This is a genomic window from Vulgatibacter incomptus, assembly GCF_001263175.1.
GTDB classification, from domain to species: domain Bacteria; phylum Myxococcota; class Myxococcia; order Myxococcales; family Vulgatibacteraceae; genus Vulgatibacter; species Vulgatibacter incomptus.
In genome coordinates this window covers 4,212,022-4,234,707 of record NZ_CP012332.1, presented here as the reverse complement: position 1 = coordinate 4,234,707, position 22,686 = coordinate 4,212,022, and the positions used below count along the sequence as shown (strand labels likewise).

Genomic DNA, 22,686 nt, shown 5'->3' with positions numbered 1-22,686 from the left:
ATTGCCCGCAGCGGAGCCCTAAGGGCGGAGCAACGTAAAAAAGGCGCTTCACGCGCGAAGCGCGTGCTCCAGGAATCGCTCCCGCTACTCGGGGGCGGTTCCTGGACACGCCTTGAGGCCCCGTCGTAGGTTGCCGCCGTGCGCGCGCTTTTCATTGTCACACCGCCGGGTCTCGAGGGCCCCTGTGTCCACGAGGCCCGAACGCTCGGCGCCGATGACGTCCGCGAGGTCGTCGGCGGCGTCGAGTGCCGGGGCGATCCGGCGGCGATCCTCCGCCTGAACCTCGGGCTCCGGACGGGATCGCGGATCCTCCTGCGGCTCGGAGAAGGCAGGCTGGCGGATCTCGGCGGTCTCGCCGCCTCGGTCGATTGGCGATCCTTCATGCGCCCGTCCGGCACCGTCGCGATCGAGGTCGCCGGCGGCGGATCCCGCCCGGGCGCGCTGGAGCGGCAGGTCCGCGAGGAGGTGCTGCGGCAGGTTCCGGCCGCGCGCTTCGTCTCCGCCGAGGCCGAGCAGTCCGTGCACCTGCGCCTCTCCCAGGGCACGCTCACCCTCAGCCTCGACACCACCGGCCCGCACCTCCACATGCGCGGCTATCGCCAGGAGACGGGGGCCGCGCCGCTGCGCGAGAACCTCGCGGCGGGGATCCTCCTCCTCGCCGGCTACGACGGCTCCCAGGCCCTGGTCGATCCCATGTGCGGCAGCGGGACCTTCCTGATCGAGGCGGCCACGATCGCCCTCCGCCGCGCCCCGGGTTCGCTCCGCACCTTCGCCTGCGAGGGCTGGCCGTCGACGCCGGAGGGGCTCGGTGCCCAGGTGCGGCAGGAGCTCCGGGCGCTCGAGAGGAGCGCGCCGGCGCCGATCGTCGGCAGCGATCGCAACGCGGGCGCCCTCGGGGTGGCGCGCCGGAACGCCACGCGGGCGGAGGTGTTCGACTCCATCACCCTCGGCAGAGTGGACGTCGCCGACGCCGCGCCTCCCCCGGGGCCCAGGGGGATCCTCGTGGCGAATCCGCCGTACGGTAAGCGCCTGGGCGAGGCGCGGGAGCTCGGCTCCCTCTACCGGGGCTTCGGAGAGAGGCTGCGCTCGGCCTTCGGCGGATGGACCGTGGCGATCCTCGTCGCCGATCCCGCGCTCGGCGCCGCTCTTCGGCTCCGCGAGCCGCGGGCGATCCCGCTCCGGAACGGCGGGATCCCGTGCACGCTGCTCCTCGCGGAGATCTGACGGCGACCTGGTTTCCCCACGGTCAGGTCGAAATCGACCGCGCGCCCTCCCCTGCCCCCCGGGCAGGCTGCCATGATCGCGGTGGGATGTGGCTATCATGCCGCCATGTGCCGCGTGCATCACCTGCTCCCCCTCGTCCTTCTCACCTTCGGTTGCGCTGCGACGCACCAGCCCGTCCTGGTCACCCCTCCGGACACCCACCACGAGGCGCCGCCCACGCTCATCCGGAACGTGCGCGTGTTCACGGGCCTCGAAGACGACCTCACCGAGCCGGTGGACGTGCTCCTCGCCCGCGGGCGCGTCGCGAGGGTGGCCCATCCGGGCAAACTCGTTCCCCCCGAAGGCACCGAGGTGGTCGACGCCGAGGGGCTCACGCTCATGCCCGGGCTCGTGGACATGAACGTCCGCCTGGGTGCGAGCGACGACACCCCGCCTTGGGCCGGCGCCATTCGCGACCCCAAGCTCCAGGCGGAGGCGCTCCTGTACAGCGGGATCACCACTGTGGTCGCGGTCGGGCATGACGCCGACATCGAGGCGCTGCAGAAGGAGATCGCCGACGGCCGGGTGGCCGGTCCCCGGATGTTCCGCTCCTCGCACTCGATCGTGGGCACGGCCTCGCTGGAGCCAGGCCCGTTCGGTCGCTTCTTCCGACCGCGTTCGGCGCGGATCGCCTCGACGCCGAAGGACGCCGCAAGGGCCGCGCGCCGCGACCTCGAGTACCTCCGCTCCGACTTCGTGAAGGTCGATTTCGGCGGCGAGCCCGGGCTCTCGCGAAAGGCGCTGGAGGCCGTGGTCGCCGAGGCGCGGATGTACGAGCGCTCGGTCTACGTGGACGCCCAGCGGCCCGAGGACGCGGCGGAGGCCGCCGAGGCCGGCGCGACCCTGCTGCTGCACACGCCCTGGACGAGCCGGCTCACCAACGAGCAGGCCGACGCCATCGCGCTCTCGGGAGCGCCCGTGGTCACCACCGCGCGGCTCTGGGCGGCGATGGGCGAGCGCATGTCCGGCACGCCCTCCGCGAGCCCGCTCGAGGGCGAGGTCCTCCGGACGGGCACGGGCGCTCCTGGCGCCGGTGGTGCGGCCGCCGCCGGCCCCCTCGAGGATACCAAGGAGCTCGCGTCCTCGTACGACGCGACCACCCGGGAGAACCTCGCCGTCCTGCGCGAGCTCGGCGTCCCGCTGCTCGCCGGATCCGGATCGGGGCTTCCGGGTCTCGTCCACGGCGCCGCCCTCCACCAGGAGCTCCAGGCGCTGGTCGCCCTCGGCTTTCCGCCGGCGGAGGTGCTGAAGATGGCGACCTCCTACCCCGTGCGGATCCTCGCGCCGCGGGCCGCCTTCGGCGTGATCGGGCTCGGCGCCTACGCCGACCTCCTCCTCGTGGACGGCAACCCCGTGGAGGACATCTCGGCCGTCGGGCGGATCGTCGCGGTCTGGCAGGCGGGCCGCAAGATCGACCGCCGCATCCCAGCGGCCCCCGTCGAAGCGCACTGAGGTCCCGGCCTGGCGCCGGCAGCCTCGACCGGCGTTGACGGGCACGTCGCCGCGGATAGGATGCGCGCCTCTTTGGCTGCGCCGTCCGGCGCTCTTGCAACGAGGCCCACATGGCGCACTTCGATCCCGATCAGGCGGCAGCTCCCGGCAGCGGCGTCTTCGGACTCCCCTTCACCGAAGACGAGTCGGCGGTCGTCCTCGTCCCCGTTCCCTTCGAGGCCACCACCTCCTACGGCGCGGGCGCCGCCGACGGCCCCGAAGCGATCCGCGAGGCCTCCGCGCAGGTGGACCTCTTCGACGTCGAGATCGGCAGGCCCTACGAGCCCGGCATCTTCATGCTCGACGAGGATCCGGAGATCCGCGCCTGGAACGACGAGGCGAAGGCCCTCGCCGCGCCGGTGATCGAGGCGGGCGGCGCTGGAGACGATGCCGAGCTCCAGGCGAACCTCGACCGCGTGAACGAGCGCAGCGCCCTCGTGAACGAGTGGGTGTACGAGAAGTGCGCGTCGCTCCTCGCCGCGGGCAAGATCCCCTGCGTGATCGGCGGCGACCACGCCGTGCCCTTCGGCGCGATCCGCGCGTATGCCGAGCGCTTCCCGGGGCTGGGGATCCTGCACCTCGACGCCCACGCCGATCTACGCGACGCCTACGAGGGCTTCACCTGGAGCCACGCGTCGATCTTCCACAACGTGATGGAGCGGATCCCCGGCGTGTCGAAGCTCGTCCAGGTCGGCATCCGCGACCTGGGACGCGCCGAGCACGAGTACATCCGCAACAGCGGCGGCCGCGTGGTCACACACTTCGATCAGGTGCTCTGCGACGAGCGCTTCGGCGGCGCGACCTGGAGCGCGCAGGTGTCGCGGATCGTCGCCGACCTGCCGCAGCACGTCTACCTGTCCTTCGACATCGACGGCCTCGATCCCACCCTCTGCCCGCACACCGGCACGCCGGTGCCCGGCGGCCTCTCGTTCCAGCAGGTCTGCGCGCTCGTGGCCGGCGTGGCCCGGAGCGGCCGCACCATCGTCGGCCTCGATCTCTGCGAGGTCGCCCCCGGCCCCGACGACGACCACTGGGACGGCAACGTCGGCGCCCGGCTGCTCTACAAGATGATCGGCTGGATGCTCCGCTCGCACAAGCGGATCGAGGCGCCCTGACCGTTTACGTAGTCGGTCCTGCGGGCTCCGGTGACGTGGCCGCGGCGCCCCAAGTGGCGAGGCGCTTGTCGACGAGACCGGCGCCGATCGCGTCTCCCCAGACGTTCACGCCGGTGCGGAAGCGGTCGAGGATCCAGTCGATGGCGAGGATCAGGCCGATCCCTTCCGCCGGCAGCCCGACCGCCCCCAGCACGAGCACCATCGTGACCAGGCCCGCCTCGGGGATCGCCGCGGCGCCGACGGCCGCTAGCGTCGCGGTGAAGAGCACGATCACCTGCTGGATCAGCGAGAGCTCGATCCCCAGGGACTGGGCGATGAAGATCGCCGCCACCGCCTCGTAGAGCGCGGTGCCGTTCATGTTGATCGTGGTGCCGAGAGGGATCACGAAGTCCGCCGCCCTGCGGGAGATCCCGTTGTTCTCCACGAGGCAGCGCATCGTCACCGGCATGGTCGCCGCGGACGAGCCCGTGCCCACCGCGGTGACCAGCGAGTCGGTCATCCCGGCCGCGAAACGCGTCGGGCTGCGGCCGGCGAAGATCCGCAGGATCAGCGGGAGCGTGATCACGGAGTGGATCACCAGGCCGAGCACCACCGTGCCGCCGTACCAGGCCAGGCGGGTGAGGTCGCTCCACACGGCAGCCCCGCCGCCTGCCTTGCCGATGCGATCCGCCACCAGGCCGAGAACGCCGAGGGGCGCGAGCCAGAGCACCAGGTGCACCAGCCGCAGCAGCGCTTCGTTCGCCGCCTCCAGGACGTCCACGAGCGGGCGCGAGCGCTCGGCGTCGAAGGAGAGCATCGTGCCGAAGAGCAGGCTGAAGATGATGAGGCCGAGGATGTTCCCGTCCACCGCCGCGCCGGCGAGGTTCGCGGGGAACATCCCCTGGATGAGCTCGCTCACTGCGCCGATCGTCCCCTGCCCGCTCGTGACGGCAGCCGGCAGACTCGCCGCCGCTGGCGCGATCGAGCCCCGATGGCCCGGGAGGAAGACGTTCACGAGAACGATCCCGGTGAAGACCGCGAGGAAGGTGGAGAGGATGAAGTAGGCGCCGGTGTAGCCCGCGATCCGGCCGACCTTGCGCAGGTCGCCCATCTTCGTCACGCCGGTCACGATGCTGGTCACGACGAGCGGGACGATCAGCGCCTTGAGCAGCGAGAGGAAGATCGTCCCGGGCAGGCGGACCAGGGCGACCGGGAGCGCCCACGCGGGATCGTCCCAGCGCGCGCCGGCGAGAGCGCCGATGAGCATGCCCAGCAGCGCGCCGGTCAACATCAACGCAGGCAGGAGCCAGGCGGGGACGCGGGACGCGCCCTTCGATTCGGATGAGAGCTGGTTCATTCTCCGACAGCGTAACCGGGTCGGGGGGAATGGCAAAGCGGCGGGGGCCCGACCGCTCCGAGACGGCCTCCGCGACAGCACCTGCGAGGCCACGTCACAACAAGTGAAAGCTCAACCGACTCGATGTTCAACGCGATCGCCAGGCCGACGAGCGAGCGCCCGGCCTTTCGTTTGCAGGAAGATCATCCGGCCGATAGGCTCGAGGTCTACCTCGAGCTTGGAGCAAGGCATGGGCGACGATCGCGAGCTGGATTCCATGGACGTGAAGAACCCGGAGCGCAGGAGGCTCCTCGGGCTGATGGCGGGCACGGCCATCGCTGCGCCGGTCCTCGGGCTCGGGGCCATCGCCTCCGCGGAGAAGGCCGCGCCCCCGCCGGCCGGCGCCGGGAAGAACGCTCCGCCTCCCGCGGCGGCGCCCGGCACCATGGGCCAGAAGGAGTACACGCTCCCGCCGCTCCCCTACGCCTATGAGGCCCTCGACGGCTACCTGAGCGCGGAGATCCTCCACCTCCACCACGACGTCCACCACGCGGCCTACGTGAAGGGGCTCAACACCGCCGCAGCGGGCCTGGCCGACGCGCGCAAGAAGGGCGACTTCGCCCAGATCAAGGCGCTCGAGCGGGCGATGGAGTTCAACGGGAGCGGACATGTCCTCCACTCGCTCTACTGGAACTCGATGAGCCCCCAGGGCGGCGGGCAGCCGACGGGCGTGCTCAAGACCGCCATCGAGGCCAGCTTCGGGAGCGTGGACGCCTTCCGCGGACAGTTCGCCGCCGCCGCGAAGGCCGCCGAGGCGAGCGCGTGGGGCGTCCTCGCCTACGAGCCCCTCGGCGATCGACTCGTCGTCGTCGCCGCCGAGAACCACCAGAACATGGGCTTCCAGGGCGTGCAGCCTCTCCTCTGCTGCGACGTCTGGGAACACGCCTACTACCTTCGGTACAAGGCCGACCGCGCCTCCTACGTGGATCGCTTCTTCGACGTGATCAACTGGGGCTCCGCCGAGCAGCGCCTGCGCGCCGTGCGGCCCGCCTGAAGATCGGTCACCCCGGTGCGCCCGCCCCGGCCGTCTCCGTCTCGAGCGGCGGCGCCGGGGTGATGAGCCCCTGCCGGAGGAGATAGGCGCCCAGTGTGTAGAAGTAGAGGAGCCCTCGCTGGTCGCCGAAGCGCTCGGCGAAGGAATCCGCGGCAAAGCCCTCGGCCGGCTCGCCAACGAGGCGGGCGAGGCCGCGGTTCGCGCCGACGTCGCCGGAGGGAAAGGCATCCAGCCGGCCCAGGCCGCGGAGCAGGACCAGCCACGCGGTCCAGGGGCCCACGCCGCGCAGCTCGAGGAGGCGCTCGTACACGTCTTCGGTGGGGAGCGCCTCGAGCTCGTCGAGAGAGAGCTCCCGGCTCACGATCCGCTCCGCCACCTCGATCAGCGCGCGGCCCTTGGCGTGGCTGAAACCCAGCTCCCGCATCTTCTCCACGGTGGTGCCCGCCACGGCCTCGGCCGCGGGATAGGCGTAGTAGCGGGTGCCGCGCCATTCGACTGATTCGCCGAAGTGTTCCACCAGATGGTTCGACAGCGAGAGCCCGGCCTCCAAGCTGAGCTGCTGATACGGCACCACGCGGCCGAAGCTCTCGAAGAGCGAGACGAAGCGAGTCGGGCGCATGCCGCGGAGCGCGATCACCAGGTCCCGCAGGCCCTGCACCTCGATCGCCTCGGCCTCGAAGCCGGAGGGATCGACCCCCAGGCCCAGAGTCCCGCGCGTCACGCCCACGAGACGCTTCCAGACGGCGGGCGAGGGCTCGCCGACCACCGCCCGAAGGACGAGTTCGGGGCGGTCGAGAGTGCCGCGGTTCTCCACCTCCGCGAGGATCGGCCCGTCCTCCGTCGGGTGGAGCCGCAGCCACCGCTCGTCCTCCCAGCGATCCACGAGATCCTCGGCGCGGCGCTGGAGCATCCGGACAGTCGCCTCCATGTGAAAGGGCGCCGCGACCTCCAGCCTCTCGCCTTCGACAGGGCTCACACCGATGCCTCCGCGCCGGCGTGTCGGCCGGCATCTTCGTCTTCTTCCGACGGATACGTGATTCGGTCGCCGTCCACGCGGGCGAACGACGTGAGCTCGTGCGGCAAGACCCGCTCGTCGCCCACGATGTGGAAGACCCTCGCGCCGCGAACCACCAGCGCGTCCGAGACGAGGGAGCGGTGGCATCTCCAGGGCACCGCCTCGGCGCACATGATGGCGACGCGTGCGCGGCTCGCCAGCTCGTGGAGCTCCTCGAGACCCTCCTCGAAGCCCGGGTCGAGCATGTAGTCGGCGAACCCGCGAAAGGCCAAGCTCCTCCACGCGTCATTGGGCGACTCGTCGCCGAGCCCTTTCCTGCGTCCGCCGAGAGACGCCAGGTGGATGTATCGAATCCCCATCGACGGGAGGAGCTCCTCGAGCACGTCGCGGTTGAACTGGGGGTTGTGCCGCGAGCGGGGGTAGCTGCGCACGTCCGCCAGGAGGGTAACTCCAGCGGAATCCAGGAGCTCGACGAGCTCGTCCTGCGAGCGGGTGGAGTGGCCGATCGTGTAGACCTCGAGGCCGCTCCAGTCTGTGTCGTTCGAGGGCATCCGATCCGACGATGGACACGAGGGCCGGGATGGAGCGACGATCGCCCGCTTCCACGCCGGAGAATCGCCTATGTCCCCCGCCTCGCCCGAAAGACTCCGCCTGCCAGCATCCATCCGGCGCGTACGCACGCTCGTCTTCCTGGCCGCCCTCGCCTCCTTCGTCCTCTCGGGCTGTCCGGACCGCAACGAGACGACCGAGAAGATCGGCGGCGCGCCCGGCCGCATGATGCAGAAGGCCAAGGAGGCCGCAGAGCGGGCCGGCGACAAGGCGGTCGAGCGCTTCGAGCAGCTCGGCGACGAATGACCCGGGCGGCGACGGACGATGCGTAGGAGCACGCTGTTGGCCAAGGCGCGCCGAGCCGGGATCCGGATCGGCTACCCCTGCCGCGGAGAAGGCGTCTGCGGGAGGTGCTCGGTGGAGATCCTCTCGGGTTCGGAGCGGCTGGCGCCACCGACCGACGAGGAGCGCGAGCTCCTGGAGCGCGAGCGCTGCTCGCCTCGATCCCGAATCTCCTGCCTCGCGACGATCGCCGACAAGGGCCCGGTGATCCTCGCCGTGGGCGGAGGCCGCTACACGGTCGACCTGTAGGACGGGTCGGCGACTCGATGCCCCGCATCTAGACCGCCAGGAGGTACTGGCGCGGATCGACCTTCCTCCTCCTGAGCCGCCGCTTCGGCGCGAGGACCTCCGCCTGCCGCTCCATCGACGGCGCACGGCTCTCGCGAAGCTCGAGGTGGCCGGTAGCGTCGTCGATCACCGCGACGCGCAGACGACCATCCTCCTGCCGCGCCCGCCCGAGCTCCAGCCGCAGGCGATCCTGGCGGAGCCGCACGTAGGCGCCAGCGCCGATCTCCTCCACCCGGGCGAGCCCACCCGCCGAGCGCCAGAGACGGGACGGCCCGCCATGCCCCACCACCGCGAGCGGAGCGACGAGCCGGGGGCCGTCGTCGGCGAATCGGGCGTTCTGCACGGAGAAGCTTCCGAGGACGGCGACGCCGCCTTCCAGGGTGGCGCCGGAGAGCCCGCGAAGCTCGTGCCGGAATGCGGGGTCGAGAGAGGGATCGCGCGCGCGGCGCTTCTCCCCAGCGCCGGCCAGGGTCAGGCAGCGATCGCCGCCGCTCGCGAAGCGCTCCCAGCAGGCCCGGTCGCCCTCGAGCGAGCCACCGACGAGATCGCCGAGGGAGATGATCCGATCGCAATCGGCGAGGAGCTCGAGCACCCCGCCGAGAGCGGAGAGCTCGCCGCCGACCCCAAAGAAGAATCCGTAGCGCATCGCAGCCTCCTGAACGTGCGTGACAGCTGCACGACCGTTCAGGAGACTAACCGAGGGGTCCGACATCGCCCCTATCGCCCCGGAGGCGACGCTTCAGCGGGGCAGGAGCCCCGCCGCCTGGTCGAGGTCGAGGCGGATCGCCTCGAGGGCCCTCCGCGCCGTGTCCAGCGACTCGGAGATCCGCCGTGCCTCCGCCCGTAGCGCGTGGAGCTCCAGATCGTCCGCACGGCGAGCCGCGAGCTCGAGCCTGCCGATGGCCGCGTCGCGATCCGCCTCGAGGCGCGCGATGGCCGCCGCCTTCTCGACCGCGAGCCTCGCCTCGGCCTCCTCCTTCGCCGCGGCGAAGGCCGCCGACACCGCCGCCGACAGGACGTTTCCGCTCGAGCCCCGCGGCGCCGGCGCGCCGTCCGGATCCTCCAGCGCCTCGAGGAGCTCGTCCCGCACCCTCGGCCTGTCGCTGCCGCGGGCCAGCTCCACCGCCACCGGGAAGCGCTGCTTGTGGAGGTAGCGCGCGGCCTGGCGCGACGGGACCTTCGAGCCCGCCGCGAGATCCTCGGCCTCGGGGAAGGCCGGCAGGAAGGTGAACGCAAATCCGAAGGTGGCCGGCCGCATCGCGTCCGAAAGCAGCCAGGAAGCGCGCCCCTCCTCGCCGTCGCGGATCCAGGCGAAGAGCGCCTCCACCAGCGGATGCCCCGTGGCGAAGTAGTCGTTCTCCTCCTCGACCACCGCCGTGTCGCGCCAGAAGCTGCCGAGGACCGCCTGGTCCTCCTCGAGCTCGAAGCCCGGGAGCGCGTCCACCGCGAGCTCGCTGCCGATCTTGAAGCTGCACTGGAAGGCGTCGACGTGCTCCTCGCAGTCGGCGTGGATCCCGACCTTGCGGGCGAGATCGATCACCGTCTCCTCGAGGCGCTCGTCGAGCTCTCGGGCCACGCGCCACAGCGACTCCTCGAGCTCCTCGCCGTCGAGGGAGTCGAGGCCGAGGCGCGCCGAGGCGCGATCCACCAGCTTCCGCACCGAGTCCTTGTCGAAGGAGCGGGCGTCGAGGAGCGGGTCGTACGCGCGGCGCACCTCTTCGCGCGCCTGCGCCACCCGCTTCGCGAGCTTCGCCTGGTACTCGTCGAGGTCCTTCGCCGTCGCCACCTGGCGGGCCACCTCGGACTCCACCCTCTCGAGCACCGGATCCAGGCCGCCGACGGTCTCGTCGAAGACCCGCACCGCGTCCGCCATTAGGTCGAAGACCTTCGCACCCACGGTGCCTTCGACTCGGAAACAGTGGATCCGCACCTCGTGGTTCTGGCCGATTCGATCGAGGCGGCCGATCCGCTGCTCGATCGCCGCGGGGCTCCACGCGAGGTCGAAGTTCACCAGGTGGTGGCAGAACTGGAAGTTGCGGCCCTCGCCGCCCACCTCGGTGGAGACGAGCACGGGCGGTCCCTCGGGATCCCGGAAGCGCGCCACCTGCCGGTCGCGCTCGAGCTGCGGGAGATCGCCGTGGTAGACGCCGGCCGCGATCCCGCCGCGGGCGAGGACGTCGCGCACGTACTCCATCGTCTCCCGCGCCTCCGCGAAGACGAGGAGCTTGGCTCCGGCCTCGTCCTTGCGGACCTTCTTCACCAGGTCGAGCAGCGCCTTCGCCTTGGCGTCCCGGGACGGCCCCTCGAGGCCCTTCGCCTGCTCCGCCAGCTCCGGCAGCTTCTGGGCGGTCAGCGCGGCGGCTGCGGCCCGAGGCGAGGAGTCGAGGCGCTTGAGGAGCGACGCGAGCGCGGCGCCGGAGGCCTTCAGCTCGCCGGCGGCCAGCTTTTCGTTCACCGCCGTGCGGAAGGCGAGCTCGTCGGCAGAGAGCTTCACGTCGTGCCGCACCAGGCGGCGGGGCGCGAGGCCGCCCACCATCGCGCGCCGGTTGCGGATCAGCCGCGACGAGATCGAATATGCCTCGGCGAGGTGGGAGACGAAGCGCTCCGACGCCCCTTCCTCGCCGTCGGCGATCGCGCTCGCCCCTTCGATGAGGGCGTCGTCCTCCGGGAGGATCTTCGTGATCGCCTTGGCCGCCCGGGCCGCCGCCTTCGGCTCCTTCGCCTTCAGCAGCTCGCGCAGCCTCTCGGATAGATCACCCTGACGCTCGAGCCGCGCCTCGAACTCCTCGAAGCTCTCCGGCGTCGCCGGATCCACGAGGGAGAGCAGCTTGAAGTGCTCGAGGGGGTCGAGCTGGAGCGGCGTCGCCGTGAGCAGGAGCAGGCCGTGGGTGTTGTCCGCCGCCGCCTCCGCGGCCTCGTACGCCTTGGGCGAGGTGAGGTGGTGGGCCTCGTCGAAGATCACGAGATCCCAGCGCCCAGCGGGATCGCCGATCGCCTCGCGGTGCTCTTCGCTCCGGGCGAGGAGCTCGAGGGAGGTGACCACCTTCGGGAACCGCCACCACGCCGGACGGGGATCCTCCTCGGCCTCCTTCGCGAGGCGCTCGCCGTCCAGGAGCGTAAACATGGAGTGAAACTTGTGATACATCTCGGCGAGCCACTGCACCGAGAGATGGGCCGGCGTGACGATGAGCACGCGCTTGGCGAGGCCCGTCTGCGCCATGGCCGCGTAGACCATGCCGGCCTCGATCGTCTTGCCCAGACCCACCTCGTCCGCGAGGACGAACCGGGGCGAACGAGCCGAGAGCACCCGCTGGACCACCGCGAGCTGGTGGGGCTTCGGCATCACGCGGCTTCCGACGAGGGCGCCAAGCGCATCGGCGCGTCGCTCGAGGTCGAGGCGCACCGCGCGATCGCGGAGGGCGAAGCTGGAGGCCTTGCCACCGCCGCCGCCGGCGAGGATCTCCAGCGCGCCGGCCTTGGGGGCCGCGGCACGAGCTCCACCTCGGAGACGACCTCCCGACGCCCGTCCGCACGCTCGATCGCGTAGCGATACAGGGGCGAGATCGAGGACTCCTGCAGCTCGATCACGAACGCGGGCTGGCCGTCCGGGAGGACGACCTCCTCGCCCGGCCCGTAGCGGAACCGGACCACGGACGGATCCTTCGCCGAGACGTGGCAGGGCGGCCCCTGCCGGCCCGAGAAGCGAACGGCAAGGAACCGGCCATCCTCGAGGACCTGGAGGATCTCTCCAATGCCCCAGGAGGGCTGGGCCCGATGCACGATCTTCATTCCAACGGAGTGCATATTTCCGCCTAACAGCCTGGCCGGGTGACGGTCAACGCTCTGTTCTTCATACGACAGTCCTTCACGAAGCCCTTCCGATTCCTCTTCCTGACGTAGCCGACGGCGGCGCAGTCTGGGGGCCTTTTCGAAGCGAAGCCTTCGATTCCTGCGGCGCGATGCCGCGGCCTGGGGAGGAACAAACGTATGGTCAATAACCGATTCATCCTTTCGACGATCGCCGCGATCACCGTCGCGTCCGCAGCCAGCGCAGCGGAGAAGCCGAAACCGGCGCCCGCTCCGGCCCCGGCCCCGGCGCCCGCGCTAGCGTCAGGCAAGGCGTCTCCTTCTGCCGAGAAGGTCGATCCCGAGCTCGTCCGCCGAGGCGCCTACCTGGTGGCCACCGGCGGCTGCAACGACTGCCACACGCCGATGAAGTTCGACGAGAAGCTCGGCATGCCCGTGCCCGACATGTCCCGCGCGCTGTCGGGCCATCCGAGCGGCGCCCCCGAGGCAACTGGGACCGTGGGCGAGCGCGACATGGCGCTGATTGGGCCGACCTTCACCAGCTTCAAGCTCCCGTTTGGAACCGTGTACTCCGCCAACATCACCTCCGACCCCAAAACCGGCATCGGCGGCTGGTCCGAGCAGATGTTCATAAGTGCGATGCGGACGGGGCGCTCGTTGGGCGCTGCCGGCAACCGCCCGATCCTTCCTCCGATGCCCTGGACGACGGTGGCTCAGTTCACCGACGAAGACCTGAAGGCAATCTTCGCCTTCCTGAAGTCCACCAAGCCCATCGTCAACGCGATCCCGGCGCCCAAGGTTCCGGACCCCGTCGTGAAGCAGCTCGCCAAGGCGAACGACGAGATCGCGAAGTCTTTTTCGAAGCCCAAGGTCACGCCTGCGGCGGCCCAGGGACGCTAGGTACCAGGCTCACGTCCAGCCGGGCGGACGGGTTGCGAGCGCGGCGACCAGCGCCTCGAGCTGATCCACGTGGACGAAGTGGCCGGCGTCCTGGAGGGTGTCGACCGGGCATCCCGCCGCCTCCATCCGCCGCAAGTCCTCGTCCGTGACGTAGGTGGAATCCGCGCCGCGGATGCAGCGGAGCCTCGGGGCGTCCTCCGCCTCCACCGCGGGCCAGAGGTCGGCCGCGTTCACCCGCTTGTGCAGCCGGTCGAGCGCGAATCGATCGAAGCGCCAGCGGTAGCCGTCGTCGGTGTGGATGAGGTTCATGAGCAGCCAGTCCGCGAGCGACGGCGAGAGGCCGGTCTCGAGGAGAGCGTTGCGCATCGAGGCCCGATCCGCAGTGACGGCCGGAGCCTCGACCAGCCTCCTCAGTACCGAGGCGCTCGAGGTCCCGGGCGCGATCGGGCCCGGCGCGATGTCCAGGAGGGCGATCGTACCGACGCTCCCCGGCTCGAGGAGGGAAGCGGCGAGACCGACCCGGCCCCCAGCGAATGCCCCACGATCTCGAGAGGACCATCGATTCCGCTCGCCCGGGCCGTGTCGAGGACGGCGCGGGCGAGGGTGGAGAGGTCCGCGCCTTCGGCGAGCGGGGGCGACGTCCCGTGGCCCGGCAGATCCGGAAGCAGGAACGAGAGCGAGGGATCCTCCGCCATCCACCGCCGCGCGAGGCCGGCGAGGTTGCGGCCGGAGCCCATGAAGCCGTGGACGAGGACGATGTTCCTGGGGCCTTCCCCCAGACGCATGGTTGCGAGCATGTGCCTTCCTTCATTGCGGCAGAGCGTGTGAAGGAATCGTCCCCGCAGCGCGGGACCGATTCCTTCATCTCGCGCTACGCGCGAGAGGCGCTCCTTTTCGTTTTGCTCGCCTCCGGCTCGCGAGAGCTTGCGAATCCTTCGCAAGCTCTCGACCCGGTACCACGTAAACGCGCGAGCTCGCGAGCGCTCGATTGCTTCCTCGTCGCGGACTTTGACCCGAGCCCGCCGGTCTGCTATCCACCCGCGATTCCTCGGGCGCCGGACCAGGCGTCGGCCTCGCATGCGCGCGTCGCTCGCATGCGGGCAATCGGTTTTTGAGCGCCGATGGCGCTCATGGAGACGAACATGGCCGTGAAGCGCGGAAACCGCAGCAAGAAGAAGCTCTCCAACCGCTCCAAGTCCAAGCGGGCGGTCCTGAAGCGCCGCCGGCGCCAGCGCAAGATCTCGCAGCGCAAGGGCATGCGCGCCCGCTAGAGCGGCACGCTGCCACTGCTGAAAGCGCGAAGGGACGCCACATGGCGTCCCTTCTTGCGTTTGGGGCTCATTTTACGGGCGCCCGGCCGGAGCCGAACGCCCGCCTGGGCGCGCTGGAAGGGCTACCGCTGCGCGGCGTTCTTCACCGCCGGGCTCCCGACCCCGAGCCGGGACTCGATGAAGCGGAACATCATCACGTCCTCCTTCACGCGATCCGAGCGGCCCTTGCCCTGGCCATGGCCGGCCTTCTGCTCGATGTGGAAGAGGACGGGCTCCGACCCTGCGGTCGCGCCCTGCAGGGCCGCCACGAACTTCGCCGTGTGGATCCAGGAGACGCGGGTGTCCGCCTTGGCGGTCAGGCCCAGGAACGCGGGATAGGACACCCCCGGAATCACCTGATGATACGGGGAGTATCCGAGCAAATAGCCGACCTGCTCCGGGCTCTCCGACGAACCGTACTCGTCCACCCAGAGCTCCGCGGGCGGGAACATCTGGAAGCGGATCATGTCGTAGAGGCCCACCTTCCCGACCGCGACCCGGAAGAGCTCCGGGGCCTGGGTCATCATCGCGCCCATGAGCAGGCCGCCGTTCGAGCCGCCCGTGATCGCGAGGCGCGCGGGGCGGGTGTAGCCGACGCGGATGAGGTGCCGCATCGCGTACTCGAAGTCGCGGAAGACCTGGTGCTTGTTCGCCAGCCGGCCCGCGTCGTGCCACGACTCGCCGAGCTCCGAGCCGCCGCGGATGTTGGCGACCGCGAAGACGCCCCTCGCTCCACCCAGTAGAGGGCCGAAGGCGAGAATCCGGGCTCGTAGGAGACGTTGAAGCCGCCGTAGCCGGTGAGGAGGGTCGGGTTCGATCCGTCGAGCTTCACGTCCTTGCGGTGGACCACGAACATCGGCACCCGGGTCCCGTCGTAGCTCGGGTACTCGACCTGCTCCACCACGACCCCGTCGATCTTCGGCGCGACGACGCTGGCGAGCTCCACGACCTTCTTGTTCGAGAGCTTCATCTCGAAGGCCGTCGCCGGCCGCACGAACGACGCGTAGGTGAAGGCCAGCCGGTCCCCGTTCGCCTCGCCCTCGAAGCTGCCGATCGAGCCGATGTCAGGGAGCGCGACGTCCTGGAGCTTCTTGCCGTCCTTCTCGTAGAGCTCCAGGTGCGCAACGGCTTTCACCAGTCGCACCATCGCCAGCTTGCCGGCGACGTACTTCATCTGATCGAGGGGCCAATCGCCCTCGGGAACGATCGTCTTCCAGGACGCGGGAGCGGAGCTCGCCGGATCCACGGAGACGAGCTTGAACCTCGGCGCCTCGTGGTTCGTGAGGAGCACGATCCGCCCGTCGATCTGCTTGGGCGAGCCGAAGAGCGCGCCGAGCTCGGCGCCGAGGACCTTGGTGAGCTTCCCGCTCGCCCGATCCATCGTCCAGAGCTCGGAGACCGACCACCCCTTTGACACCGAGAGGAAGACGGTCGCGCCGTCGTCGGTGATGTCCAGGGAGGTCCAATCCGTCTTCCCCAGCTCCTTGCCGAAGACGTAGGCGTCCTTCGAGGGCTCGTCGCCGATGCGGTGGAAGAAGGCGCGACGGTTGTATCGGTCACCCTCCGGATACCGGGTGTAATAGAAGCCCGACTCGTCCGGCAGCCACGCGATCGAGCTGTGCCGCGTGTTCGGGATCTCGTCCGCGAGCGCCTTGCCGTCGTCCACCTTCAGGAGGTGGAGCACCGACTCCTCCGAGCCGTCCCGGGACAGGCCGTAGGCGACGAGCTTGCCGGAGGGCGACGGGTAGTACCAATCGAGCGCCACCTTGCCGGAAGCGTCGAGCGCCGCGGGATCCACGAGCTTGCGCTCCTTGCTCCCGTCGCGGAGGTAGAGGACGCCCTGCTCCTGGTCGCCCGTGCGCTTCACGTAGAAGGTGCGCGCCTTCCGGATCTTGAGGCCGCTGACGCCGCCGATCCGGGAGAGCTCGTCGAGCCGCTTCGCCATCGCGGCGGCGTCGCCGCCGAGGCCGTCGAAGTACGCCGAGGTCTGGGCCTCCTGGCGGTCGATCCACTGGGCCGCGCCTTCGTCGGTCTCCAGGTGGCGGAAGGGGTCGGAGACGGCGTAGCCGTGGAGGCTCTCCGGGGCTTCGGCCATCCCGGTGGCCGGGAAGGCCAGCGCCAGGACGACGGGAAGATAGCGATTTCTCATCGGACTCCTCTCGGGTGGGCGGCAACAATTGGCGCTGCCTCGTTCATCCCCGGATGGAATGACCGCTCGGGCGCCCCCTCACCCGGGCTCTCAGACGTTTGAGCTTCGCGGATCCCTTCTGAAATCCGCAAGCGTCAGGCGTCGAATGTGTGCAAAGCGTACACACGGAGGAGGAGCCGGCGGACTCCTACCGGCGGCGCGACCGCGTGCGGGGCGTCGGCTTCGGCGCTTCCGCCGGGGCCGACTCCGGCTCGCCCATCCTCGTGACCAGGGTCTCGAGGAACGACGGCGCCTTCGCAGGCGAGGGCGCGCCGCCCAGGAAGCGCTCCCGCAGGAAGCGGACGGTGTCGTCCAGCGTCTCCATGGGATCCCGCGGCTCCCAACCGAGCTCGCCGCGGGCCAGCGAAGCGTCCAGGTACCAGTAGTGCTGAGCGATCTCCACGCTCTCCGGATCCACCGGCGCCCGCTTGTCGGCGCCGCCGAGCCGGGCGAAACCCTGGACGAGCCGTGCACCCAGCCGCGCCGCGCCGTCGGGGATCCGGGCGGTGGGCGCCCGGACGCCGCTCACCCTGGCGAGGCGGGCGAAGAACTCCCCCATGGTCCAGTTCGGGCCGCCGAGGAGGTACCGCGCCGAGGGCTTCCCGCGCTCCATCGCGAGGATCGCGCCGGCCGCCGCGTCGCGGGCGTCGACGAAGTTGATCCCGCCCGACGGGACCAGGGGGATCTCCCCCTTGAGGAAGCGGAGCACGTCGCCGGTGGACGAGAGGCGCACGTCGTCGGGGCCAAAGAGGATCGAGGGGTTGATCACCACCACCTCGGGTCCTCCGGTGGCCGCGAGCTCCAGGGCCAGCTTCTCCTGGTAGATCTTCGAGAGGTAGTACGGCCAGCGGCGCACGGTCTCGATGCGGTACGGGCTCTCCTCGGTCGAGACGTCCGGCTCCTTGGAGACCGCGACCGTTCCCGAGGTGGAGACGAGGACCACCCGCTCGACGCCAGCGGCCCGCGCCGCGAGGAGGAGCGCGCGCGTCCCTTCCACGTGCACCCGGTACATCTCCGGCGCCACGTCGGGGTCCCGCGAGACCAGGCCGGCGCAGTGGTAGACGCGCCGGACGCCCTGGAGCGCCCGCGAGAGCGTCGCCACGTCGAGGAGCGAGCCCTCGATGGTCTCGATCCCCCGCGCCCGCAGCTCCGGCGTGGCCGCCCGCGTGAGCACTCGGACCTTCTCGCCCCTTCGCGCGAGGAGCGACACCAGGTGGCCCCCGAGGAAGCCCGTGCCGCCCGTCACCAGGATCGCGTCGCTCATTCGTCGGTCTCCCGGGCCGAGCGGGCTGCCGGCTTGCGCTTCGAAGTCTTCGCCGTCGATGCCGCCGGAGTAGCGGCCTCTGCAGCCGCCTGAGGTGCGTCCCCCGCAGCGGCCGCCGCCCGCATCTTGCGAGCCTGTCGCCGCAGCTCTCGCTCCGCGAGGCCTTCCGCGTGACCCGCGTCGTGGAGCGAGGTCTCTTCCTGCTCCTTCTCGCCGCCCTTGCCGCTGCGCGCACGCAGCTTCCGGACGGCCTCCTCCGCCATCGCCGCGACCACGCGGTGCTGCTCGCTGCGCGGCAGGCCTTTCACCGCCTCGGCGATCTCCTCGTAGGAGATGAACGTCCCGATGTGCGCGGCGAGGTCACGGCCCTTCGGGAGCACCGCGCCCTTCGGCAGCACGTCGTACGTCCCCTCCAGGTAGATCGGCAGGATCCCGACCTGGTTGGTGAGCGCGAGGTAGCCGAGGGAGCCCTTGAACTCCTTCAGCGTCCCATCCGTGGCCCGGGTGCCCTCGGGGAAGATCAGCAGGTTCCTGCCCTGCCGCAGCGATCTCGAGGCGAGCTCCAGCGACTCGCGGAGCGAGCCGTGGCGGTTCATGGGGATGAGCTGCGTGAAGTTCTCGAAGTAGGTACGGCGCAGCCGGTTCGTGAAGAAGTAGTCGCGGGCGGCGAGGGCTACGAGGTTGTCGCCCTGCCCGCCCAGCGCGTGCTTCACCAGGCCCATGTCGAGGTGGCTGGCGTGGTTCGCCGCCACCAGGAAGTTCACGTGCTGCGGCACGTGGGCCCTGCCGACGATCCTCGTCTCGAAGAGGCGCTCGTAGAGGCCCTTCTGGCCGGTGCGCAGCACCGTCTTGCCGGCGGCGACCACGAAGTCCGGGAGCTCGATCGACTCGGGCGGTGCGTCCGACGCCTTCTCCTTCCTCGCCGGGGGACCAGCTCATCCAGGAGCTGGATCCCTTCCGTCCGGGCCAGGGCCACGGCGGACGAGAGGAGCGGGACGCGATCGAGCGAGGGCTGCACCGCGTCCAGGAACGCGCCGAAGAGCGTCCGCGCGGCGGACTTCACCGCCTGTGAGTCGTGCCGAGACTCTCCGGCAGAGGCGGCCGAGTTGCTCCGGGCAGGCGCGCTGCGCTTCCAGCTCGTCACCTTGCGCGCGAGCTCCGCCACCGTGGAGATCGACATCACCTCCTCGGGAGCGGGCAGGCCGACGCCGGCCGCTTCCAGCGCGGCGCCGAGCTCGGTGAACATCAGCGAGTCGAAGCCGAGATCCTGATCGAGGCGCGCCTCGGGGACCACCTTCTCCCGCGGCTGCTCGCAGACGCGCGCCACCAGGTCGTAGAGCCAGGCCTCTCCCTCGGCGGCGCCGCCCTTCTTCGCGGCCCTTCCGACGCGCTCGAGCTTCGCGAGCTGCTCCGTCACCAGCGGACGCTTCACCTTGCGGGTGGCCGTGCGGGGCAGATCCTTGTCCGTGAAGTGCAGCACCTTCACGCGCTTCCACAGCGGCAGGCGCAGGCCCACCTCACGGAAGTGCGCTTCGATCTCGGTCTTCGTGTCGGCCGGGTTCTTGCCGTCGACACGCGCCGGCACCACGAGGCAGGCGACCTTCTCCGCGCCGCCGTCGGGGAGGCCCACGATCGAGAGCTCCTTCACCAGCGGCGAGCCGGCGTAGAGCTCCTCGAGCTCGTCGGGATAGACGTTCTTCCCGTTCGAGTCGATGATCACGTCCTTCATCCGGCCCACGATCACGAGGTGGCCGTCGGCGTCGAAGCGGCCGAGGTCCCCCGTGTGGAGGAAGCCCTCCTTCAGCACCGCTCCGGTGGCGGCCGAATCGTTCCAGTAGCCCGCCATGATGCTCGGGCCCTTGGCGACGATCTCGCCGACGCCGTCCGCGTCCGGCTCCCGGATCTTGAGCTCGATGCCCGCGAGCGGCTTGCCCACGTGGCCCGCGCGGTTGTCACCGGGCGTCTGCACGGTGAGCACCGGCGACGCCTCGGTGAGGCCGTAGCCCTCGAAGATCTCGAAGCCCATCCCCTGGAAGGCGTCGTAGGTCTCGGGAGGCATCGCCGAGCCGCCGCTGATCAGGAAGCGCAGGCGCCCGCCGAACTTCCGGTGCACCGGGTAGAAGAGCGCCTTGCCCGCGACCGCGCTGCGCTTCGGGCCTGCGCGGCTCACCGCGCCCTGGAGCGCCTTCGCCGGCTTGAGGAGGCCCTTCTCCGCGAGCTGCCCCTCGATTCGGCGCAGCAGGAGCTGCCACACCGCGGGCACGCCCACCATCGCCGTGATCCGGCCGGTGTCGAACGCCGCCGAGAGGCTGTCGCCGGTGAGCTCCTCCACGTAGGCGATCTCCGAGCCACAGGCCAGCGGGACGAGGAGCCCCGCCGTGAACTCGAAGGTGTGGTGGATCGGCAGGACAGAGAGCAGGCCGTCGCGCTCGCCGAGGTTGAAGACGCCGGAGATCTTCGAGACCAGCGACGTGAAGTTGCGCCCGGTGAGCATCACGCCCTTGGGCTTACCCGTCGTACCGCTGGTGAAGATCAGCGAGGCCAGGTCTGCGGGCTCACGCGGCGCGAAGACCTCCTCCGCCGCAGCCGGATAGGCGCCGGAGAAGAGCTGCGCGAGCTCGATCACCTTCGCGCCCTCGATGGGCTCGCCGCCGAGCTTCAGGCGCGCGCGGACCGCCTCCGAGACGATCACCGCCGCCGCCCCCGAGGTGCGGACGACGTTCTGCACCTCCTCCAGCGACGACTGGTGATCCACCGGAACCGAGGTGCCGCCGGCCTTGATCACGCCGAAGTAGGCCATCGCCCACTCGGGCCGGTTCTCCGAGAGGAGGAGCACGCGATCCTCGCGGGCCACGCCGGTCGCCGCGAGGTAGCAGGCGGCGCGGACGGAGCGGTCGCGGAGCTGGCCCCAGGTGTAGCGATCCGAGCTGCCGTCCTTGCGCAGCCAGCGCATCGCCACCTTGCCCGGATGCCGGCGGGTGCGCGCCTCCACGAGCTCCCAGAGGTCGCGGTAGACCGGCACACCCTTCTTGCCGGTCTTCACCCCGAACTCGTCCTCGAGGTTCGGGTAGACCCACTTCGCCAGGCCGCCCATGTGGATGTCGACCCAGTAGTGCAACCAGTCGAAACCGTCGGTGTCGAAGGGGATCCTCTCGACGTCGGCGGGATCCATGCGGGCGAAGAGCTCTCGCATGTGCTTCGTCGAGAACGTGTAGGAGTTCTCCCAGACGAAGGGCAGGAAGATCTCGAAGAGCTGGCTCGCCATTTCGGCGCGGCGCGAGGTGAGCTCCAGGCCGTCCTGCAGCCTCTCGATCGACGCGCTGATCCGCGGCGCGCCCCACGAGGGCTTCAGCTCGTCGAGCACCTTCGTGAGCTTCTTCGTGAGGCGGGCGATCTCCGGCGCCGAGCGGGCCTTGTAGACGTCGGCCGACACGGCCTGGGGCTCGATCCGCGCGAGGATCTCGTTCTTGAAGGCGTGCTCCTCCTTCGCCTTCTCGAGGTAGTGCCTGCGCCGGTAGAGGCCCGAGAGCTCGATCGACCGCTCCATCCGGAGCGGGTTCGTGTCGGACGTGCCGAGCTGGTAGACCTTCTTCGCCTTCCCCACGAGGAGCGCGGCCGTCGCCGCGATCACGCCGGCGGCGATGTGATCCACCGGGATCACGTCCAGCACCAGGCCCTTCTTCGCCGGGTAGGTGCGGTGGCCCTTCAGCGCCAGGAACGTCAGCGGCGCCGTGGTCGTGAAACCCTCGTTCCACCCGGGGAAGGGGAAGCGCAGCGCGCTCTCCACGATCGCCGGCCGAACTACCGTGAAATCCAGGCCGTCCCGCCGCGAGATCGCGTCGATCACCTGGTCGCCGAGGCTCTTCGTGTAGCAGTAGGTGTTCGGCCAGCCCCAGTAGTGCGAGCGATCCAGGCCCGCGCGCACCTGCTTCTCAGTGGCCCAGAGCTTGCGCTCGCGCATCGCGCCCGTGCGCACCGCCTTCGCGTCGTTGGCGTCGCGGCCCTCCTCGTGGAGGCGCTCGATCGCCTTCGAGCGGAACTCGGCGAGCAGCGCCTTGTCGTCCGACTCTGCCTTGATACGGGCGATCGTCGCGTGGCAGTCCTCGATCTCCGCGAAGGGATCGAAGCTCTCCGCCGGCCGCTCCTCCCGCTTCGGGAAGTAGCCGAGCATGTCCTCGTCCTCGGGGATGATCCCCGGGGCGTTGCCCGCCACGAAGCAGGTGGAGACGTGCACCAGCTTCGCGCCTAGGCGCTTTGCCGTCTCCGCCACGTGGATCGCGCCCAGCGCGTTCGCGTTGATCCCGGACTCGAGGGTGGGGTTGAAGTCCACCAGGCCCGCGGAGTTCACGAGGACGTCCACCTGGCCGGTGAGCCTCTCCAGGAGCTCCTCCGAGAAGCCGCACCACTTCTTCGAGACGTCGCCGGCGATCGGCTCGCACTTCTCGCGGACGAAGGCGTCGAAGTCCGGCCCGAGCTGCGCGCGCAGCGGGTCGAAGGGCGGCGCGACGATCACCTTGCCGTAGAAGCGCGCGTCCGCTCCGGTGGACACGCCGGGGCGGGCGAGGACGTAGAGCTTCCCGATGCCCGGGAAGCGCGTCAGCAGCATCGAGAGCGCGACCTTGCCCACGAAGCCGGTGGCGCCCGTGAAGAGGATGCGCTTGCCGCGCAGGGCCTCGGTGACCGAGAAGTCCCACTCCGGCGACGAACCGGCGAGGGACGCCGGGAGCGAGGCGACGACGTTGGGCGATCCGGTCGGATGCTTGCGCGATTCGTGGCTCATCTCGC

20 protein-coding genes and 1 pseudogene are annotated in these 22,686 nt (G+C 70.4%); 8 read left to right on the top strand and 13 right to left on the bottom strand.

The window, feature by feature from the left end:
* The first annotated feature begins 138 nt into the window (after positions 1-138).
* From AKJ08_RS17740 to AKJ08_RS17730, 3 genes are all read left to right on the top strand, one after another.
* On the top strand, positions 139-1,224 hold the full coding sequence (locus tag AKJ08_RS17740) for a THUMP domain-containing class I SAM-dependent RNA methyltransferase (RefSeq protein ID WP_050727293.1): 1,086 nt from the start codon (positions 139-141) through the stop codon (positions 1,222-1,224).
* 72 nt (positions 1,225-1,296) lie between these two features.
* Positions 1,297-2,715: an amidohydrolase family protein gene (locus tag AKJ08_RS17735; RefSeq protein WP_082343329.1), complete on the top strand. Its 1,419-nt coding sequence runs from the start codon at positions 1,297-1,299 to the stop codon at positions 2,713-2,715.
* A gap of 110 nt (positions 2,716-2,825) precedes the next feature.
* Positions 2,826-3,869, top strand: coding sequence for an agmatinase family protein (locus AKJ08_RS17730; RefSeq protein WP_050727291.1), 1,044 nt, complete (start codon positions 2,826-2,828; stop codon positions 3,867-3,869).
* 4 nt (positions 3,870-3,873) lie between these two features.
* Here AKJ08_RS17730 and AKJ08_RS17725 read toward each other — a convergent pair whose 3' ends face one another.
* Positions 3,874-5,205: a dicarboxylate/amino acid:cation symporter gene (locus tag AKJ08_RS17725; RefSeq protein ID WP_050727290.1), complete on the bottom strand. Its 1,332-nt coding sequence runs from the start codon at positions 5,203-5,205 to the stop codon at positions 3,874-3,876.
* A gap of 229 nt (positions 5,206-5,434) precedes the next feature.
* On the opposite strand from AKJ08_RS17725, the gene AKJ08_RS17720 reads away from it, so the two are divergent.
* Positions 5,435-6,238, top strand: coding sequence for a superoxide dismutase (locus AKJ08_RS17720; protein ID WP_205624753.1), 804 nt, complete (start codon positions 5,435-5,437; stop codon positions 6,236-6,238).
* A 7-nt stretch (positions 6,239-6,245) separates the two neighbouring features.
* Here AKJ08_RS17720 and AKJ08_RS17715 read toward each other — a convergent pair whose 3' ends face one another.
* The gene (locus AKJ08_RS17715; RefSeq protein WP_050727289.1) at positions 6,246-7,214 is read right to left on the bottom strand and encodes a DNA-3-methyladenine glycosylase family protein; all 969 of its coding nucleotides are present in this window, start codon (positions 7,212-7,214) and stop codon (positions 6,246-6,248) included.
* Entirely contained in the window at positions 7,211-7,804 is a 594-nt protein-coding gene (locus AKJ08_RS17710; protein ID WP_050727288.1) for a DUF488 domain-containing protein, read from the bottom strand. Before AKJ08_RS17710 ends, AKJ08_RS17715 begins: the two co-directional genes overlap by 4 nt.
* A 70-nt stretch (positions 7,805-7,874) precedes the next feature.
* On the opposite strand from AKJ08_RS17710, the gene AKJ08_RS17705 reads away from it, so the two are divergent.
* Positions 7,875-8,108: a hypothetical protein gene (locus tag AKJ08_RS17705; RefSeq protein WP_050727287.1), complete on the top strand. Its 234-nt coding sequence runs from the start codon at positions 7,875-7,877 to the stop codon at positions 8,106-8,108.
* 36 nt (positions 8,109-8,144) lie between these two features.
* Entirely contained in the window at positions 8,145-8,393 is a 249-nt protein-coding gene (locus tag AKJ08_RS17700; protein ID WP_050727286.1) for a 2Fe-2S iron-sulfur cluster-binding protein, read from the top strand.
* A 28-nt stretch (positions 8,394-8,421) separates the two neighbouring features.
* Here the strand turns inward: AKJ08_RS17700 and AKJ08_RS17695 are convergent, their stop codons facing one another.
* From AKJ08_RS17695 to AKJ08_RS20550, 3 genes are all read right to left on the bottom strand, one after another.
* Positions 8,422-9,078 (bottom strand): hypothetical protein, encoded by a 657-nt coding sequence (locus tag AKJ08_RS17695; protein WP_050727285.1) that lies wholly within the window; start codon positions 9,076-9,078, stop codon positions 8,422-8,424.
* A gap of 93 nt (positions 9,079-9,171) precedes the next feature.
* Positions 9,172-11,775 carry a helicase-related protein gene (locus AKJ08_RS17690; protein ID WP_240475397.1) on the bottom strand — a complete coding sequence of 868 codons (2,604 nt, stop codon included), beginning with the start codon at positions 11,773-11,775 and terminating at the stop codon, positions 9,172-9,174.
* Positions 11,775-12,221, bottom strand: coding sequence for a hypothetical protein (locus tag AKJ08_RS20550; protein WP_050727283.1), 447 nt, complete (start codon positions 12,219-12,221; stop codon positions 11,775-11,777). Before AKJ08_RS20550 ends, AKJ08_RS17690 begins: the two co-directional genes overlap by 1 nt.
* A gap of 198 nt (positions 12,222-12,419) precedes the next feature.
* Between AKJ08_RS20550 and AKJ08_RS17680 the strand changes: the two genes are divergently transcribed.
* Positions 12,420-13,139 carry a hypothetical protein gene (locus AKJ08_RS17680; protein WP_050727282.1) on the top strand — a complete coding sequence of 240 codons (720 nt, stop codon included), beginning with the start codon at positions 12,420-12,422 and terminating at the stop codon, positions 13,137-13,139.
* 9 nt (positions 13,140-13,148) lie between these two features.
* On the opposite strand, the gene AKJ08_RS20545 is transcribed toward AKJ08_RS17680, so the two are convergent.
* Complete coding sequence (locus tag AKJ08_RS20545; protein ID WP_240475396.1) at positions 13,149-13,505, bottom strand: alpha/beta fold hydrolase; 357 nt, start codon at positions 13,503-13,505, stop codon at positions 13,149-13,151.
* A 44-nt stretch (positions 13,506-13,549) separates the two neighbouring features.
* Positions 13,550-13,936, bottom strand: a complete 387-nt coding sequence (locus AKJ08_RS20540) for an alpha/beta fold hydrolase (protein ID WP_240475395.1) — start codon at positions 13,934-13,936, stop codon at positions 13,550-13,552.
* A gap of 345 nt (positions 13,937-14,281) precedes the next feature.
* Between AKJ08_RS20540 and AKJ08_RS20700 the strand changes: the two genes are divergently transcribed.
* Complete coding sequence (locus tag AKJ08_RS20700) at positions 14,282-14,410, top strand: hypothetical protein (RefSeq protein WP_276202179.1); 129 nt, start codon at positions 14,282-14,284, stop codon at positions 14,408-14,410.
* Positions 14,411-14,532: 122 nt separating this feature from the next.
* Here the strand turns inward: AKJ08_RS20700 and AKJ08_RS17670 are convergent, their stop codons facing one another.
* The 5 genes and pseudogenes from AKJ08_RS17670 to AKJ08_RS17650 all read right to left on the bottom strand — a co-directional run bounded on the left by AKJ08_RS17670 (position 14,533) and on the right by AKJ08_RS17650 (position 22,681).
* Positions 14,533-15,153: a prolyl oligopeptidase family serine peptidase gene (locus tag AKJ08_RS17670; protein ID WP_240475512.1), complete on the bottom strand. Its 621-nt coding sequence runs from the start codon at positions 15,151-15,153 to the stop codon at positions 14,533-14,535.
* 254 nt (positions 15,154-15,407) lie between these two features.
* Positions 15,408-16,544 (bottom strand): annotated as a pseudogene (locus AKJ08_RS17665) (prolyl oligopeptidase family protein); the annotation flags it as partial.
* Between the two features lie 241 nt (positions 16,545-16,785).
* On the bottom strand, positions 16,786-17,901 hold the full coding sequence (locus AKJ08_RS17660) for an NAD-dependent epimerase/dehydratase family protein (RefSeq protein WP_082343326.1): 1,116 nt from the start codon (positions 17,899-17,901) through the stop codon (positions 16,786-16,788).
* Complete coding sequence (locus AKJ08_RS17655; protein WP_050727279.1) at positions 17,898-18,767, bottom strand: lysophospholipid acyltransferase family protein; 870 nt, start codon at positions 18,765-18,767, stop codon at positions 17,898-17,900. The genes AKJ08_RS17660 and AKJ08_RS17655 overlap by 4 nt, the downstream gene beginning before the upstream one ends.
* Positions 18,662-22,681, bottom strand: coding sequence for an AMP-binding protein (locus tag AKJ08_RS17650; RefSeq protein WP_050727278.1), 4,020 nt, complete (start codon positions 22,679-22,681; stop codon positions 18,662-18,664). Before AKJ08_RS17650 ends, AKJ08_RS17655 begins: the two co-directional genes overlap by 106 nt.
* Positions 22,682-22,686 lie beyond the last annotated feature (5 nt).

Excerpts from the sequence above, each read along its gene's own strand:
- AKJ08_RS17735 (WP_082343329.1), top strand. The coding sequence starts at position 1,297 with ATGATCGCGGTGGGATGTGGCTATCATGCCGCCATGTGCCGCGTGCAT.
- AKJ08_RS17730 (WP_050727291.1), top strand. The coding sequence starts at position 2,826 with ATGGCGCACTTCGATCCCGATCAGGCGGCAGCTCCCGGCAGCGGCGTC.
- AKJ08_RS17725 (WP_050727290.1), bottom strand. The coding sequence starts at position 5,205 with ATGAACCAGCTCTCATCCGAATCGAAGGGCGCGTCCCGCGTCCCCGCC.
- AKJ08_RS17720 (WP_205624753.1), top strand. The coding sequence starts at position 5,435 with ATGGGCGACGATCGCGAGCTGGATTCCATGGACGTGAAGAACCCGGAG.
- AKJ08_RS17710 (WP_050727288.1), bottom strand. The coding sequence starts at position 7,804 with ATGCCCTCGAACGACACAGACTGGAGCGGCCTCGAGGTCTACACGATC.
- AKJ08_RS17705 (WP_050727287.1), top strand. The coding sequence starts at position 7,875 with ATGTCCCCCGCCTCGCCCGAAAGACTCCGCCTGCCAGCATCCATCCGG.
- AKJ08_RS17695 (WP_050727285.1), bottom strand. The coding sequence starts at position 9,078 with ATGCGCTACGGATTCTTCTTTGGGGTCGGCGGCGAGCTCTCCGCTCTC.
- AKJ08_RS17690 (WP_240475397.1), bottom strand. The coding sequence starts at position 11,775 with ATGCCGAAGCCCCACCAGCTCGCGGTGGTCCAGCGGGTGCTCTCGGCT.
- AKJ08_RS20550 (WP_050727283.1), bottom strand. The coding sequence starts at position 12,221 with ATGAAGATCGTGCATCGGGCCCAGCCCTCCTGGGGCATTGGAGAGATC.
- AKJ08_RS17680 (WP_050727282.1), top strand. The coding sequence starts at position 12,420 with ATGGTCAATAACCGATTCATCCTTTCGACGATCGCCGCGATCACCGTC.
- AKJ08_RS20545 (WP_240475396.1), bottom strand. The coding sequence starts at position 13,505 with ATGCGCAACGCTCTCCTCGAGACCGGCCTCTCGCCGTCGCTCGCGGAC.
- AKJ08_RS20540 (WP_240475395.1), bottom strand. The coding sequence starts at position 13,936 with ATGCTCGCAACCATGCGTCTGGGGGAAGGCCCCAGGAACATCGTCCTC.
- AKJ08_RS20700 (WP_276202179.1), top strand. The coding sequence starts at position 14,282 with ATGGCCGTGAAGCGCGGAAACCGCAGCAAGAAGAAGCTCTCCAACCGC.
- AKJ08_RS17660 (WP_082343326.1), bottom strand. The coding sequence starts at position 17,901 with ATGAGCGACGCGATCCTGGTGACGGGCGGCACGGGCTTCCTCGGGGGC.
- AKJ08_RS17650 (WP_050727278.1), bottom strand. The coding sequence starts at position 22,681 with ATGAGCCACGAATCGCGCAAGCATCCGACCGGATCGCCCAACGTCGTC.